Origin of the sequence: Longitalea luteola, assembly GCF_017356035.1 — a bacterium.
GTDB classification, from domain to species: domain Bacteria; phylum Bacteroidota; class Bacteroidia; order Chitinophagales; family Chitinophagaceae; genus Niastella; species Niastella luteola.
Genome location: NZ_JAFIQX010000003.1, coordinates 15,896 through 32,250 on the forward strand (window position 1 = coordinate 15,896; position 16,355 = coordinate 32,250).

The 16,355-nt window shown below is 43.6% G+C and carries 17 protein-coding genes; 9 read left to right on the forward strand and 8 right to left on the reverse strand.

Translation table 11 applies throughout. From position 1 onward, the window contains the following. Positions 1-7: 7 nt before the first annotated feature. The 3 genes from JUB15_RS08610 to rpoN form a co-directional block, all read right to left on the reverse strand. Positions 8-1,960 (reverse strand): PAS domain-containing sensor histidine kinase, encoded by a 1,953-nt coding sequence (locus JUB15_RS08610; protein ID WP_207512076.1) that lies wholly within the window; start codon positions 1,958-1,960, stop codon positions 8-10. A 96-nt stretch (positions 1,961-2,056) separates the two neighbouring features. Then, on the reverse strand, positions 2,057-3,613 hold the full coding sequence (locus JUB15_RS08615; RefSeq protein WP_207512077.1) for a sigma-54-dependent transcriptional regulator: 1,557 nt from the start codon (positions 3,611-3,613) through the stop codon (positions 2,057-2,059). 100 nt (positions 3,614-3,713) lie between these two features. After that, the gene (gene rpoN, locus JUB15_RS08620) at positions 3,714-5,135 is read right to left on the reverse strand and encodes an RNA polymerase factor sigma-54 (RefSeq protein WP_207512078.1); all 1,422 of its coding nucleotides are present in this window, start codon (positions 5,133-5,135) and stop codon (positions 3,714-3,716) included. A gap of 182 nt (positions 5,136-5,317) precedes the next feature. On the opposite strand from rpoN, the gene JUB15_RS08625 reads away from it, so the two are divergent. Next, positions 5,318-6,685 carry a sensor histidine kinase gene (locus tag JUB15_RS08625; protein ID WP_207512079.1) on the forward strand — a complete coding sequence of 456 codons (1,368 nt, stop codon included), beginning with the start codon at positions 5,318-5,320 and terminating at the stop codon, positions 6,683-6,685. Here the strand turns inward: JUB15_RS08625 and JUB15_RS08630 are convergent. Next, complete coding sequence (locus JUB15_RS08630) at positions 6,654-6,971, reverse strand: hypothetical protein (protein WP_207512080.1); 318 nt, start codon at positions 6,969-6,971, stop codon at positions 6,654-6,656. The genes JUB15_RS08625 and JUB15_RS08630 overlap by 32 nt on opposite strands. Before the next feature lie 347 nt (positions 6,972-7,318). Between JUB15_RS08630 and JUB15_RS08635 the strand changes: the two genes are divergently transcribed. Next, positions 7,319-7,486: a DUF1328 family protein gene (locus JUB15_RS08635; RefSeq protein ID WP_205511699.1), complete on the forward strand. Its 168-nt coding sequence runs from the start codon at positions 7,319-7,321 to the stop codon at positions 7,484-7,486. Between the two features lie 178 nt (positions 7,487-7,664). Then, positions 7,665-8,096 (forward strand): response regulator, encoded by a 432-nt coding sequence (locus JUB15_RS08640; RefSeq protein ID WP_242696273.1) that lies wholly within the window; start codon positions 7,665-7,667, stop codon positions 8,094-8,096. Here the strand turns inward: JUB15_RS08640 and JUB15_RS08645 are convergent. After that, positions 8,069-8,467, reverse strand: a complete 399-nt coding sequence (locus JUB15_RS08645; RefSeq protein WP_207512082.1) for a hypothetical protein — start codon at positions 8,465-8,467, stop codon at positions 8,069-8,071. The genes JUB15_RS08640 and JUB15_RS08645 overlap by 28 nt on opposite strands. Before the next feature lie 302 nt (positions 8,468-8,769). Beyond that, positions 8,770-9,009 (reverse strand): YtxH domain-containing protein, encoded by a 240-nt coding sequence (locus tag JUB15_RS08650; protein WP_207512083.1) that lies wholly within the window; start codon positions 9,007-9,009, stop codon positions 8,770-8,772. Positions 9,010-9,130: 121 nt separating this feature from the next. On the opposite strand from JUB15_RS08650, the gene JUB15_RS08655 reads away from it, so the two are divergent. The 6 genes from JUB15_RS08655 to JUB15_RS08680 all read left to right on the forward strand — a co-directional run bounded on the left by JUB15_RS08655 (position 9,131) and on the right by JUB15_RS08680 (position 14,217). Continuing rightward, on the forward strand, positions 9,131-9,478 hold the full coding sequence (locus tag JUB15_RS08655; RefSeq protein ID WP_207512084.1) for a response regulator: 348 nt from the start codon (positions 9,131-9,133) through the stop codon (positions 9,476-9,478). A gap of 214 nt (positions 9,479-9,692) precedes the next feature. Then, a complete protein-coding gene (locus JUB15_RS08660; RefSeq protein ID WP_207512085.1) occupies positions 9,693-10,673 on the forward strand; it encodes a type I glyceraldehyde-3-phosphate dehydrogenase in 981 nt (326 codons plus the stop codon). A gap of 240 nt (positions 10,674-10,913) precedes the next feature. Further along, positions 10,914-11,603, forward strand: coding sequence for a response regulator transcription factor (locus tag JUB15_RS08665; RefSeq protein ID WP_132554617.1), 690 nt, complete (start codon positions 10,914-10,916; stop codon positions 11,601-11,603). A 1-nt stretch (position 11,604) separates the two neighbouring features. Next, on the forward strand, positions 11,605-13,002 hold the full coding sequence (locus tag JUB15_RS08670; RefSeq protein ID WP_207512086.1) for a HAMP domain-containing sensor histidine kinase: 1,398 nt from the start codon (positions 11,605-11,607) through the stop codon (positions 13,000-13,002). Positions 13,003-13,221: 219 nt separating this feature from the next. Further along, positions 13,222-13,476: a hypothetical protein gene (locus JUB15_RS08675; RefSeq protein WP_207512087.1), complete on the forward strand. Its 255-nt coding sequence runs from the start codon at positions 13,222-13,224 to the stop codon at positions 13,474-13,476. Between the two features lie 444 nt (positions 13,477-13,920). Beyond that, on the forward strand, positions 13,921-14,217 hold the full coding sequence (locus JUB15_RS08680; protein ID WP_207512088.1) for an early set domain-containing protein: 297 nt from the start codon (positions 13,921-13,923) through the stop codon (positions 14,215-14,217). A 189-nt stretch (positions 14,218-14,406) separates the two neighbouring features. Here JUB15_RS08680 and JUB15_RS08685 read toward each other — a convergent pair whose 3' ends face one another. Then, positions 14,407-15,099 carry an SDR family NAD(P)-dependent oxidoreductase gene (locus JUB15_RS08685; RefSeq protein WP_207512089.1) on the reverse strand — a complete coding sequence of 231 codons (693 nt, stop codon included), beginning with the start codon at positions 15,097-15,099 and terminating at the stop codon, positions 14,407-14,409. 101 nt (positions 15,100-15,200) lie between these two features. Next, positions 15,201-16,265, reverse strand: a complete 1,065-nt coding sequence (locus JUB15_RS08690) for a branched-chain amino acid aminotransferase (RefSeq protein WP_207512090.1) — start codon at positions 16,263-16,265, stop codon at positions 15,201-15,203. Between the last annotated feature and the right edge of the window lie 90 nt (positions 16,266-16,355).

Genomic DNA, 16,355 nt, shown 5'->3' on the forward strand with positions numbered 1-16,355 from the left:
GGTAATATTATTGATGTTCCGGCAATATTATAGTAAAGGTAGCGCCATTATCCGGCTCGCCGGTTGCGTAAATGAGTCCCTTGTGCTGATCGATTATTTTTTTGCAGATAGCCAGTCCGATGCCTGAGCCGGGGTATTCCGTTTTTCCATGCAGGCGCTGGAAGATCTGGAAGATCCGTTCTTTATATTCCGGTTCAAAGCCGATGCCGTTATCGGCAAATTCAATTTTGAACCAGGTATTCTCGGTATCGAGGTGGTGTTGTTCTTTCTGCCGGCGCGTTAACCGCATGCACCGGATATTTATAACGGGATGTGTATCGGCTTTTCTGAATTTAATGGAGTTGTTCAATAAATTATCAAACAACTGCTTCATTTGCGAGGGGATCGCCTGAATGGCCGGTAAAGCATCTATATGAATTGTTGTCGATGTTTCTTCTATTTTAAGTTCCAGGTCGGTTTGCACTTCTTTCAGGATCGCGTTCAGGTCAACCTGTACAAATGGCTGGTTGGTGCGGGCTGTACGGCTGAACTCAAGCAGCGTATCTATCAGGTGCCGCATGTTCTCTACCGACGCGGAAATGCGGGCCAGGTACAATTTTCCATCTGCACCCAGCTCTGATTTGTATTTGCTTTCGAGCCGCTCGATGAATGTGGTGATCTTGCGCAGCGGTTCGTTCATGTCGTGCGAAGCCACATAGGCAAATTCTTCCAGTTCCTTGTTGGAGCGGTCGAGGTCTTTTATTTTTTCCTCAAGGTTCGACTGGTAATGATGCAAGCGGGTAATGTTGCGTGAAGTGCCAATGGTCTTTATCCACCGGCCCTCATTGTCGTAAAAGAATTTTGCAGAGGTCTCTATTCTTTTTACACTGCCGTCATTGGTCTTGATCTCTAATTCGGCCACATAATTTTCAGGATGTTCCTTTTGGGCGATAATACTATCAACAAATGACCTGCTGTTTTCAAAATGTTCTTCATTCATGTGCTTTTGATACAGCGCTTCATTTACTACTACCTTGTTTTTATCTGTTTCCGGATCATAGCCGAAGAGGCGGTACATGCCGTCTGACCAGAAAATGTTGCCGGTGCGCGCATCCATTTCCCAGGTGCCATAGTCAAGGAACGCTTCATTCTCCTGCTTCATGGCCTTGTAGGCTGCCAGGTCGCGGTATAACTGTGATTGCTCCGTGATGTCAATAGTGCTGCCGATCACCCGCAACAGTTCATCCTTCTCATTTCTGAATACTTTGGCTTTTTCGCGTACATCCTTTGCACGGCCGTTGCGGTCGAATATTTTATAATACAGGTCATATTCATGATGCACCAGGAAATCTTTCCGGTTATATAAGACCTTGTCGCGGTCAGCTTCCAATACATGCTGCAGGTAAAATTCGGGCGTTATATGCAGTTTGTCTTTTTCTGTTTTGGGATCATAGCCCAGTATTTTATAGAGGCCATTGCTCCATGAGATCTTATTATCAGGCACCGACCATTCCCATACGCCGAATTTAAGCAGCTCCTGGGTGTCGTTGAACAGTTCGTCAATGCGCTTGAACTGATTGCCTGATTCAACCTCGCCGGTAATGTCCTGGGCAATAAATAAAAAAGTAGCCGCGCGGCCTTTGGTATCACGGTTAAGCACTGTACCCATTGTACGGAAATGTTTCGAAATGCCGGATTTATGCGTCAGGCGGGAATTGTAACTATAGCTTTCTTCATCCTGTAAAGTATCAAACCTGGTAAGCTCCTTTTGAACATTTTCCAGATCGTCTTTATGCACAATGGAAAGCAGGTCATTGTCCCAGGCATGCAGGTCATTATAGGTATAACCCAGCAGGTCGGTAACCTTGCTGTTAATATATTTCAGCTTTCTGGTATCAGCATCATACACATAAACGATCGCCGGAATAAAATCGGTTATTTTATCCGGAAGCCCATCATTATCGCTATTGGATTGAAACAAAAGCTTCAGAGGGTTAATCTCCTGGTTTATTAGTTGTTCCATCAAAGCCTGGACTTATATGCGTATATTTCCTTCACAGGGTGAATGAGCCGCGTGTTACTGGTTATTAAATTCCTGGTATTGTTTCATTTTATTATACAGGGTCTTGCGATCGATATTCAACAGTTTCGCTGCCTTGCTTTTGTTAAAGTTTGATTTCTTCAGTGCTTCAATGATGGTTTCATACTCGGCATCGATGCTTGCATTCTTCAGGGAAAGTTCACTGTGTGAATGATGCGGATGCGGCCGTGGTATTTCCGCTTCAGTAATAGGTGAAGGAATAGGCGGGGTTGGTATGGTTTGTTTGGGCTCTGCCTGTAAATACGGCGTATCCGGCGCTTCGTCAAATTGCAAACGGGTGAAATTTGAAATTTCAAATGGCAATGTATGTGCTTCAATGAAAGAACCTTCTGCCAGCAGGGTAGCCCGTTTGATCACGTTCTTCAGTTCGCGCAGGTTGCCATACCAGATATAATTTTTGAAAATATCTTCTACTTCCTTGGTAAAGCCTTTTACATTTTTTTCCAGCTCTTTATTGGTTTGCTGTAAGAAATGGCGGGCGAAAACCATAATATCTTCCTTACGTTCACGTAAGGGTGGTACCACTATGCTGAATTCGTTAAAGCGATGGTAAAGATCTTCGCGGAACTTTCCTTTACGGGCAATGTCCCAAAGTTTTTCGTTGCTCGCCACGATAATGCGGATGTCCAGGTCAATGTCTTTTGTTCCGCCAACGCGGCGCATTTTTCTTTCCTGTACCACGCGTAACAGCGATACCTGTATATCGTAAGATAAATTACCAATTTCATCGAGGAATACAGTGCCTCCGTTCGCTATCTCCAGGCTGCCTATCTTCTGGTTCAGGGCACCAGTGAACGAACCTTTTTCATGACCGAACAATTCACTGCCGGCCAGCTCTTTCGACATGGCGCCGCAGTCAATGGCAATGAACGGCATGGCTTTACGGCGGCTGCGCTTATGAATTTCCTGCGCTATCGCTTCTTTTCCGCTGCCGCTTTCGCCGTAGATGATAATGCTGTAACTGGTAGGCGCTACCAGGTCGATCTGTTTCAGGATCTTTTTAAAGGAGTCGCTGTCACCAAAGATATAGTCACCGGAAATAACGATCTGTTGTTTCTTTTCCCGGGCATCAATTACATGCTGCTCTTCGGTAACGGTTGGTGTGTTATAAGCAGGAGTTGCAGGGGCCGCTGCCGGCGTGGCAGCAGTTGCCTGGGTAGTGGTGGTACTGCCCTGGTTCTGCAATGCTTTTTTTATAGTGACCAGAATTTCGTCGGGGAATAATGGTTTGCCAATATAATCGTAGGCCCCCAGTTTCATTACTTCTACAGCTACCTTGATATCACTATAGCCGGTCATGATGATGACCGGTACGTCGGGTAATTGTTCTTTTATTTTCACCAGTAAAGTAGTGCCATCCATATCATCGAGCCTGAAATCGCACATTACCAGGTCGGGCGTGAATGAATTCATGAGTTCCAATGCCTTCTTCCCGGCATACACTTCAGCCACTTCATAGTTATGCTTTGTTAAAAAGCGTTTTAATAACAGGCAAATGTCCCTGTCGTCGTCAATTACTAGTATTTTCGGCATCTTCAAATTTACTTTTTTACTGTGAGTTTATGATGGATTGTTTCAGGAATACCCGGATCGATTAAAGCGTAAAATTCAGTATTTTTTAACAATGCCGTTGCTATGCCCATATGGAACGCATCTGTGCCACTGGTATCTGTAATATTTCCCGGTATTTGGCAACCGTTCTTCTGGCAATGGAAAATCCTTTTTTAGCTAAAATAGCTACCAGTTGCTGATCGGTATAGGGATTTTTCTTGTCTTCTTTCTCAATTGCATCCTCAATAGCCACCTGGATAACCCGGTTACTGATGGCTTCCCCTTTTTCATTGATAATACCTTCAGTAAACAGGTCTTTCAACAGGATCATTCCAAATGGAGTATCTACGTATTTATTACAGGTAATACGAGATACGGTAGAAATATCCACGCCGGTTTTGTCGGCAATATTTTTCAGGATCATGGGTTTAAGCAGTTTTATATCTCCTTCCCGGAAATAATCGTACTGCATATTAACGATGGCCTTCATGATGCGCAGCATGGTGCTTTCCCGCTGCCTGATGGCGCTCACGAACCATTGAGCCGACTGGTATTTATTCTTTAAATATTGTGCCGCTGCGGTGTCTTTCTTGTTTTTCTGGCTTTCCGCCACTACTTCTTTCCATTCGCGGCTGATAAAAAGGGAGGACGAACGCTGGTTGTACAGGGAAACCTCCAGGTAATCACCTTCCTGTACGATCAGGAAATCGGGAATGATGTGGGCATTGGGGGTGCTGCCTTCCTGCACTTCTGCCACGGGCTTCATTTTTAACGAACTGATCAGCTCCAGGATGATCTTTAATTCATCTTCTTCCAGGTGCAGGCACTCCATTATTTTATCCATGTTGCGGTTGCGAAGGTCCTGGTAGTGGTTCTCCAAAAGGCAGATGGCTTTTTGTACATCCGGTCTTTTAGCATTCATGGCCTTCAACTGCAGTAACAGGCATTCACAGATGCTGCGGGCACCGATGCCAATAGGATCCAGCATTTGAATATTTTTCAGCACCACTTCAAAATCCTCGGCTTCCTTCCAGGTTTTAAAGGCGAATGAATATTCTTCGGCTACCTTTTCCAGTGACAGCTCCAGCAGGCCGTTGTCGCTCAGCGAATCAATGAGGTAATCGGCCAGCAGCGTTTCTTCTGTTTCATTGCAGCAAAGGCGATATTGTTTCTTGAGGTCTTCCCGGAAATCGGAAGCAGCCTTCAGCGGACTGAAGGTCTTCTCTTCATCGGGCAGATAATTGCTGTATTCCATCTTGTAGTCGGGAATGTCGTCATAACCGTATTCATCCCAGTCCTGGAAATCCTGCACCTGCTCCTTCGTGAATTTGTCAGCCGTTGATTCCTCATCCTCTTCTTTCTTCTCAAGAAATGGGTTATCTTCCAGTTCCTGTTCAATCCTGTGTTCTAATTCAAGTGTATTTAGATGGAATAAATTAAGTAGTTGTATCTGCTGAGGCAATATTTTGGTTTCCTGTTTCTGCACAAGGTTCTGCTGTAACATACGGGTTCATTTTTCTTTATTAACTTCAAGATGCTTTCCACTTTGGATTATTACAGAATAAAATTTTATTTAATTGATTGCTAGGACTTTGTCCTTGACTCGTTTTTTTACTATGTTGCAGATGTTATTAGTACGGCCGAGCGATTGTGGAAAAATATCCCCGATTTGTAGAACTAATCACTATGAAACGACGACTATTTTTTATAATAACTGCATTTGTGTTAGCGCTTGTAATTACGTTGTCCTTGTCATACCTGTTGTATAATAGCTACGTGCAGTCAGGCGACCAGAACCGGCGTATTGAGCATGCCTATAAAGTAGTATTGCAAACCAGTGAACTGGAGAATTATATCAAAGAAGCAGAAACGGCACAACGTGGTTACCTGCTGACAAGTGACAGTTCCTTCCTGCAACCGTACCTGAGTATCCGAAATGATATTAAACCCGGTTATGATTCGTTGCAGCGCCTTACCGCGGATAATATGCGGCAACGGCAGTTGGTAAATAAAGCCGGCCTGCTGATGAATAACCTGATCGATCAATTTCAACACAGCGTATACCTGAGATCGAGAGCCCGCCTTTTGGAAACAAGGGCAGGCATGGATAGTTTACGAAACGTGTTCAAGGAAATACAAAAGGAGGAAATGAACCTGGTAAAACGGTTCGCCGTAAATAAATACGAGGCGGCTATGCCGCGTTATTTCACCGCCATCTTTTTATTTGCTGCATTTATCATATTTATTTCTTTCGCCGTGATCCTGAAAGAATACCGGCAGCGGTTCCATTATCAGAAAGAGCTGGAGCAGAAGATAATCGAAGTGAAAGCGTATAACACCGAGCTGGAACAGATCGCCTTTGCCACCTCGCACGACCTGCAGGAGCCCTTGCGGCGCATCAGGACCTTCAGCGACCGGTTGAACTGGAAATACCGCGATCAGCTGAATGAAGAAGGTCAGATGATCCTCTCCCGTATCGATTATTCTGCCCGCCGCATGCAGGGATTACTGGAAGACCTCATGAATTTTGCGAACCTGGTAAGGGGCGGTGAAACGTTAAGTGTGGTGAACGCAGACAAATTATTGCAATCGGTAGTTGAATATTTGAAGCAGGACATAGAGATAAAAAGGGCTACCATCCATATCGGTCAGATGCCTACCATAACCGGGTTTGAAAAACAATTGTTCATGATGTTCAGGGCGCTTATCGACAATGCACTTAAGTTCTCAAAACCAGGTATTCCACCGGTAGTTACCATTCAATGTGTGCAAACTACCGGCGAAGAACTGGTTCATATCGATAAGAAATTGTTGAAAAAGGTCTTCATACGTATAAGCGTACAGGATAATGGTATAGGGTTCAGCAATGAATTCAACCAAAAAATATTTTTGATCTTTCAGCGCCTGCATACAGAAGCTGAATTTGAAGGCAAGGGCATCGGGTTGGCTATTGTTGAACGCGTAATGACCAATCACAATGGTTATGTGCTTGCTTCATCACAGGTTGACAAAGGCGCTTTATTTAATTTGTATTTTCCTGTACCGGAGGGTTAGCGATCAGGTGAACATGGTACCTGATACTTTCAAAAGCTTTCGCTATGGCCGTTTCCCATCGAAAGGCAACGCTGTAGCCGGTGAATTCACCTGTTTGTGCGCCTATCTTTATCAGCGCTGCAACAGAACAGGCGTCAGGATTTGAGAGGGTTACTTCAATTACATAGATCTCTCTCAGCACATCTTCAAGGAGGTTGGCTTTAAATGATGATAAGAAACTTATATCCTCAAGCGGAATCCCCAGCATTGTTTGCTCATCTATATGCATTAAATAGCTGTTCTTCATAACCTGAAATTTTTTTTTGTTCAATGACTCTAATCTCTCTTTTAACTGTTCATTTTACAACGACTTTTTAAAGAAGCAGCTACCTGAATTATTGTAAAGATTGTACCGGCGAAGGGCTTTACGGAGCCAAAAAGATAATGTAGAACATAGTCTACACGCTGTAATTTTTTTTACCTGAACGGGGGAGTACTACCAATTGATCAGTAATGACGGGCATTTGAACCGGGCCGGCGGTATGATTTTTACAAATTATAAGTTATACCGGTGTATGCAGGTAACCGCTGAAGTGCACCCGGCAGGCCGGTAGAATGATAGTAACTGTATTTATTCACCTAAAATTTATTACTATGCTACGTTGGACAGTGATATTTCTGGTAGTAGCTATAATAGCAGCAGTGTTTGGGTTTACAGGGATAGCTGCAGGTGCTGCCTCCATCGCCAAAATTCTGTTTTTCATTTTTATCATACTGTTCCTGATCTCATTGATCGCAGGAGGCTTCCGTCGTGTAGACTAATAATGAATACAAACCAGAAAGTTTGCGAGTCGGAAATTTGTAAGTCCGGGAGACGATTCATTCAATCTTCTTCCGGACTTTTTTAGTTTTTACACATCGTCTTAAGGAAACTTTAAGGGTGATGTCTCTTAACAAATTCTTACATTTGAAAGGATAAAAGGAGTGAGTAATTATGAACATGCAACCAATACTCATTGCGGAAGATGATGCCGACGACAGGTACCTGCTTCAAACTGCTTTTTCAGAAACAGGCTATCCCGAGAAGATCGATTTTGTAGAGAATGGTATTGAAGTGTTGAATTATCTGGATGATATTTACACAAGCAACAACATGGAAGTGAAAGCACTTCCGGGTTTTATTTTGCTTGATCTTAATATGCCCAAGAAAGACGGGCGTGAGGTATTAAAGGAAATAAAGCAACATCCGGTATTTAAGAAGATACCGGTGATCGTTTTCACCACAACCAAGAACGAAATAGAGATTAAACGTTGTTACGAGCTGGGTGCAAATAGCTATATAGTAAAGCCGATCAGTTTCGATGCCTTGTTAAAAGTAGTGGAGAACATTCGCAGCTTCTGGTTTCAAACAGCATCCATTCCCGCTTCCTGAGCTGCTTTCCCGTTTTTGCCAAACAGGTGTTTTACTTTCACGAACAGATTGCCTTTTCTGCCTACCAGGTGCGATGCGTAATTTTTTATAAAGAATGGTATCAGCCACCGGGTGATCCAGCCTGATTTTCCCAATAGCACTTTTTTAACGATACCATCAGCGAAAATGTTAATGCCCAACTGGGCCACTGTCATACCACCTCTTCGGGTAAATAACCTGCGTGCAGTAGTAGCTACAAGGGCAGCAGGTTTAAGGTCTTCTTTAATTAGCCGCCAGTCTTCTTTGATCAGAAGTTCCTGCTCAGCCAGCAGCGCATTCAAGCGGGCTCTTTCCCGAAGTAATTCTTTGTAGCTGTTGATCTCTGTTGCCATAAATTTTTCGAACGATAATATTCCTGGTGAAAGGGAAGGACAATTTTTCCGGGCAGCATATAACTGTCTTGATGATAGGTAAACAGCCGCTGCTAAAATAGCGGCTGCTGCATTGTTTAACAAAATACCCAAATAGTGGGAGAGACCTACACCCGCTAACAACATTACTACGTTTATACGGGCCGGCTCCTAATGCGTTTGTGCAAAATGCGGTAGATGATCACCAAAGTTGGCTGCTTTTGTGTTAAAATCGTCCATGTTTACTTTTTGATCCGGCTTTAGATTTCATTGTAACGGCCTGGTTATCTTTCCATTTCCTCCTGCATTTCCCGTTGCACTTCCTGCGCTCCTGCATACATGTTCTTCATTTCTTCCTTGCCAATTGCCAGTAATTCAGCTACATCTTCCATTACTTCGTCGAAACCGGTCTTTATTTTTCGTCTTAACTCACTACCTTTCTCAGGAGCCATTAAAACACCAATTGCCGCACCTGCAGCAGCTGCTGCCAGCATGCCTAGAATGATTTTTGTGTTAGATGTCATACATTTACGTTTTCAGGAATTTGAGGAAAAAATTATACCACTGAGAAAAGATTCCTGTTTTTTTTATATTTTTCATCAATGGGAAACAATTTCCCCAGGGTAAAAAATTCAGCTCTAAAACATGACAAAAGAGCGACTTAAGGTTTTAATTATTGATGACGAGAAGGATCTGTGCCTTTTGATCAAGGCCTACCTTAGCCGTAAAAACTGTGACGTACACACTGCCTATACATTATCTGATGGACTTAGCCAGGTTGACCAGTTTTTGCCAGACATCCTATTCCTTGATAACAACCTGCCCGACGGGTTAGGGTGGGAGAAGGCGGAGCTGATCATTAAAGACCATCCGAATATAAAGCTGCACCTGTTAAGTGCCTTTAACCCGCCGCGGATAAAAGACGACCTGCCGGTTACCAAGATCTGGGAAAAGCCGATTTCCCTGCGCGATCTGGATAAATTCTTCAGTTAAATCTCAAATAACAAGCACCAGGAACCAAAAAAGCTCCGAGAACCAGGCACCAAAAAGAACAGAAATGTCTTAGTCGCTATTGGCTTTTGAATTTTGATTTTTGGTATTTATTCTTTGGTTCTTAAGATTGAAGATTTGTGATCTGTGAGCGAATGGAGATTTGGCTCCAGTGATTTCTTCCTGCCTATATTTGCAACTTCATTTTTGAAACTATATGATGAGAATTGCAATTAACGGTATGGGCCGTATCGGCCGGCTATTGTTCAGAAGGTTGATAGATAACAAAGAGGTTGAACTGGTTGCGGTGAATGATATTATGGATACAGATAACCTGGCTTACCTGTTAAAATATGACTCGGTATACGGAACTTTTACCGGGACGCTCGTGCAGCAGCCGGGAGCTATTGTAGCCGACAACAAGATAGTAAAAACGTTTCAGCAGGAAAATCCCGCCCGCCTGCCCTGGAAAGACCTGCAGGTAGATGTGGTGCTGGAATGTTCGGGCAGGTTCTCGAACCGCGCTGCCGCTGAACAGCATATTAAAGCCGGCGCCCGGAAAGTGCTATTATCTACCACCGGTTCAGCCGATATTCCGCTGCTGGTATATGGGTTTAACCAGCATGCGCTTAAAAAGGATGACACCATCGTTTCCCCAGGCGGCTGTATGACCAACTGCTCCACTCATATATTGTATATTTTGAATGCAATTGGCATTCAATCGGTTCAATGTAACATTTTACATTCCTACACCTCCCGGCAGGAGCTGGTGGATGCGCCCAATAAGCAATTCAGGCGGGGCAGGGCAGCGGCTGAAGCTATTATTCCGGTAGAAATCGATCTGCAGCAATCGCTTGAACGGTTACTGCCGGCCCTGGCAGGCAGGATCGCATCGGTTTCTACCCGGGTGCCGGTAGCCAATGGGGCCATGGCCGATTTTACGATTCAATTGAAGCAGGAAACTTCCCGGCAGGAGATCAACCGGCTTTTTTCAACAGCCGCTCAAAACGATTATAAGGGCATTCTGGAATATACCGAAGACCCGTTGGTGTCGCTCGATATTAAAGGAAATACGCATAGCTGCGTTATTGACGGTACCCTAACCTCTGTCGTAGGCAATCATGTGAAGCTGATAGCCTGGTTTGATAATGAATATGGTTTCACTACAAGGATGATCGACTGGTTAGGGAAGTTATAAGGTAGAGTGGTCGGATCCCGAACTGAAATGGAATTTCTGATTTCGGGATTGCGAGATTTCCTGATTTCTTCAAACTCCAAACCTTTGATAAATCTCAAAATCTCAAAATCCCAAAATCTCAAAATCCCGAAATCTCGAAATCAGAAATCAGAAATTTAATTTGTTTTTAATTCATTAAATTGAGCAGGCATACCCGGTAACTTTATTATTCGTGAATTTTGCGACCATGAATTTTTGGTTATGGAAGAAATAAAAATTTTACTGGTTGAGGATGAAAAAAAGATTGCAGAATCATTAAAGAAGGGACTTACCGAACAGAATTATCATGTTGAAGTAGCGTATGACGGCCTGATCGGTAAAAAACTGTTTGAGACCTACCCGTTCGACCTCATTATTCTGGATATCAATCTGCCCGGATTGAATGGATACGAGCTGTGCAAGGAAATTCGCCGGCATAGTGAGCGCATTCCGGTGGTTATGCTAACAGCCCTTAATACAACGGCCGATAAAATTGAAGGCTTTGATGCCGGTGCAGATGACTACATTGTAAAGCCATTCGATTTCAAGGAACTGCTGGTTCGCATAAGAGCTTTGTTGAAGAGGATCTATCATAACATTCCAACCGGTAATATTCTGAAGGTGGCCGATCTTACGATGAACCTGGACAGTAAGGAGGTGACCCGTGCCGATAAGCCCATTTCCCTTACCGCCAAGGAATTCCAGTTGCTCGAATACCTGATTCGTAATAAGAACCGCGTGGTATCCCGTGCCGATATAGCCCTGAATGTATGGGATATTGATTTTGACACCAAGACCAATGTGATAGATGTGTACGTAAATTTCCTGCGGAAGAAGCTGGATAAGGATTTTGAAACCCGGCTTATTCATACCCAGGTTGGTATGGGCTATATATTGAAAGAAAATCCCTAGGTTGAAAATCAAATTTAAAATAACCGCGCTTTTTGCTTTACTGGTTACCATAATCCTGCTGGTAGTAAGCATTTCCGTTCATTATTTTACTTCGCTGCAGCGCATTGAAGCATTTAAAAAGCGGTTGAAAGGACGGGCCAATAATGACGGCCAGCTGTTCTCCTATTTTGGCGACAGCGACAGTACCCGCCGCATCCTGCACCATATCGATTCCGCATCAGCCTTTACCCTGAACCGGAAAAGCGTGGTGATCTTCAATTACCTCGATAAACCTGTATATAACTACAATGCGAACGACATCGATAGCATACTGCCCGACAAAGACATCCTGAAACAGGCCCGCCTGCGGAAAGAAGTGTACTATACAGTGGATAAACGGGATGTTCTGGCTTTTCATTACACCGATAACCGCAGCCGTATCGTAGTAGTTGTGGCCGGTTATGATGTCGATGGCTGGCTACGGATGAAAGACCTCCGCGATATCTTACTTACCTGCCTGTTCATGGGCATTGCCATTGCGCTGGTGGTAGGATATGCTTTTTCAGTACAGCTCGTAAAACCGATAAAACAGATCATTTACGACGTAAAACATATCACCTCCCAGAACCTCACGCATCATATTCAGGCCGGCAGCACGCAGGACGAGTTAAACCAGCTGGCCAACACGTTCAATGAATTGCTCGATCGCCTGCAGGAGTCATTTGTAATACAAAGGCGTTTTATTTCCAATGCATCACACGAACTGTCAACACCGCTTACTTCCATTTCGAGCCAGCTCGATGTAACACTGCAAAAAGAAAGAAGTACCGAAGAATATAAACAGGTGATACAATCGGTACATGAAGACGTGCAGCAAATGCAACAGCTTACCAAAAGTTTACTTGAGATCGCCAAAACAGGCAGCCAGGGAAGTATCGAGTTGAATGAGGTTCGTATCGACGAAGTGTTGTTAAAGGTAACCGCCGATGTGCAAAAGAACAGTGAAGAGTATAAGGTGATCTTACAGTTCGGCGATTTTCCCGATGATGAAAAAGCCTTCCTGGTATTCGGCAACAGTGATCTGTTGTATAGTTCACTACGTAATATTGCAGACAACGGTTGTAAATTTTCGTACGACCATCACGTAATGGTGAACCTGCTGTTTGAAAACGATAATGTCATTGTACAGTTCAGGAACTTTGGCGATACTATTACCGAAGATGAGACAGAACACATATTCCAGCCATTCTACCGGAGCGCCAATGCTTCCCCGATAAAAGGTTTTGGACTGGGGCTTGCGCTGGCCCAGCGCATCATCAACTTGCATAAAGGCATCATTAAAGTACAGTCTACAAAAGAGTCCGGTACGGTGTTTACCATCATTCTGCCCTCCCTGAAAGCATTTGCGGCTAAACTTTGAGGATATTACCAGGCTTATTAGGATGAACATACCCGGGTAAATCTCAAAACGCAAAGCTCAAGCTCCAGAATAGAACCTGCTTTTGGGGTTTGTATTTTGGCTTTTATCATTTGTTATTAGCGATTCGCTGATTTGGTCCTTAAATATGTTAATTGCTTTTTAATTCCCGTTTAATTACGGTTTAACGGCAATAAAGCATATTTGATATACTAATATTCCATGAAGTTGAATCAACCTGTTTATATTTTCCGAGGCCTCGCGATTTGCGCCATTACTTTAGTGATAGTAGCTGTTGTGCAGCATCGAAAGAATAAACAACTTACTGAGCACAATAACGAGTTGTTACTGTTGAACGATTCCGTTCTGTCTGTAAACTTACAGCTGCAAAAAGACATCAATTTTCTGAAACACGACGTCGACAGCCTTTTACACAGTCACCAGCCCGAAAAGCAACAACTGACCGCAAATAAATAATCTCCTGAATGCTCCGCCTGCTCATTGATGCAACATTAAAGAGTGTGCTCATACATATTTTCCTCCGAAACGGTTTAGCAACGCTGATCATTCCTGCGTATGACCACTATCATAATGAAAATATTGGAGGTGCCCTATATTTGAACGGCTAGGGCATATTGCGCAGCAGTGTATAGGAAAATGATTCTTACTGGAATAAAATGATGTTCGGCCACCGGCTAAAATTATTTTGCAAATGATTTTATATTTTTTTTAAATTATCGTACCTTTTGTGACAGTCCAGAAGAAATCCTTAAACTAATATCTCTGCCTTACTTGTTCTATTTGCCTGCATAGGCGTCATCTTTATTCTTTGTGCTTCGTAGCGAACCTTGTGAAAACCGCCGTAGGATCTGTATTTGATAACAACATTTATTTAGGCATCAAAAAAGGAAGGAGGGCACCATGAAACACCATCAATCCCCTTACGTTAACAAGAGGAAGAAGTGTATTGAATTTCACATCCAGAATTCCTGTGCGAACAGGATATCACTTGCCGGAGATTTCAATAACTGGGCGCACGACCAGTTAACATTACGTCCCACAAAAAATGGTTTTTGGAAAATTGAAATTCCCATGTTACCACGCGGTAAGTATCATTACAAATTCTTTATTGATGAAAGAATGTGGGCTGAAGACATAGAGAACCAGTTTCGTGAACCCGACGGTGTTACCGGATGGAACAGTGTGTTAGAGGTGTGATTGAAAGGTCGGCGAACGCCAGCTAACGGCTGGCCATTAAACAGAAAAGTGTTAAAATGGTGTAATAAAAACAGTGTGCTTCATTCCGTACGCCCGATTGTATTGGGAGGAAAGCTTTGTGAGGCATGCAGCGTTTAAAAAGGATAAGATGAGTTATTCGAAATTGATTGAATAACTCATCTTATTTTTTTATGCATTATTGTAAACTTTATATACCGGCTCCCGCAGGATATTTCCATTGTCTGAACATATAAACGCAAGCACTTCGGCAATCTGTTCGGGTTTTACCCAATTGTCAAAATTGGCTTTAGGCATGCTTTCCCGGTTCGGGGGCGTGTCGATCGTGCTGGGGGCTATTACCGATACGGTTACATTTTTGCCCTTGGCTTCTTTGTTTAAAATATCGGCCAGTTTAAACAATAAAGATTTGCTTAAAGCATACGCAATTTTATTAGTACCTTCTTCTGCCTGTAAACCGGGGCGGGCGCCGGTAAATACCAGCCGGCCATATCCATTCTGCATCATATGCTGAAATAAAGGCCTTGCAATATTATAGGCCGTTTCAAAGTTCAGCGCGAACATTTTTCTCAATTGTGCTGTATCGGTTGTTTCAATACCACCCATTTCAAAACCACCGGCCAGTAATATACCACAATCAATATTGCCATATAAACTGGCTGCTTCCTTTACAAATGTGCCGGCTTCCGATTCATCACTGAGGTCGATTCCATGCAGCTCGAATTGAGGATGCCTGTCTGCAAAACCCAGGTGGCTACCTGAATGGTCAACCGCAATTACCTTGTAGTCCTGCTCCAGGAATTTTTTTACCACTGCAGTGCCGAGGTTACCGTTAGCGCCGGTTATAATAATGGTTTTAGGCATATATGTAAAAATTAAAGCTTGTTTTTCAAAGATATAAAAAGAAAGTGCCATCACGCAGAAAGCGGATGGCACCCTGAAATGTTATTATAACGTAATGTTACCTAGAACAGAAAGTTCCAGCCATGTTTATCTTCATCCTGGCCTTTACGAATAGCTTCCATTTTGTTCTTCAACTGGAACATAATGGCATTGTCGTTGATCGTTGGCAGATGATGGTCAATGCCATTGATGTGTATGGTAGCAATGGGCGCTACAATGGCGGCAGTTCCGGCACCAAACGCTTCTGTAATAGAATTATGCCTGAACGCATTTTCAAGTTCTGCCACGCTTACCGGCCTTGCTTCATGGGGAATACCCAGATCGGCTGCCAGCGTCAGTAATGAATCGCGGGTTACACCGGCGAGAATAGAATCGCTGGTGGGTGGGGTAACCAGTACACCGTCGATCACGAACATGGCATTCATCATACCGGACTCTTCAATGAATTTGTTTTCGCGGGCATCTGTCCACAATACCTGGTCGTACCCTGCTTCTTTCGCTTTTTGGGTAGGGTAAAAAGCGCCGCCATAGTTACCGGCGCATTTGGCTGAACCGGTTCCGCCTTTGGCTGCCCTTGTGTAATTGGTCTCTACCTTAACTTTCAGCGGTTGTGAAAACGCAGGACCAACAGGGCCGGTGAAAATGATAAAGCAATATTCATCAGAGATCTTTACGCCGAATTTTGCTTCGCTGGCGAACATGAGCGGACGAATATATAATGAGGAGCCGGGCTGTGTGGGGATCCATTCTTTATCTACTTCAACAAGGCGGCGTAAACCATCAACAAACACTTCTTCCGGAACATGGGGCATACACATACGAGCCAGGGACTTGCCCATTCTTTCATAGTGCTTATGTACACGGAACAGGTTAATGCGGCCATCATCCAGCTTGAATGCCTTGAGGCCTTCAAAAACCGATTGTCCGTAATGTAATGCCAGGGTAGTGGGGCTTATCGTAATATCGCCGAACGGTATGATGCGGGGCGCCTGCCACTGGCCTTTGGAATAATTGCAAATAAGCATGTGATCTGATACATAAGTGCCAAAACCCAGTTTGTTAAAATCTACTTCAGGTAACCTCGATTTGGTTGTTTGTTCAACTAAGATCTCATCGGTAAGTTCCATATTCAGGTAATTTTTTTGGTGCTACAAGTCATTCAGTGTGTAAAGATAACTTTTATAAGCCCAAGGCCCAAAGGTGCGAGGCACACGGGC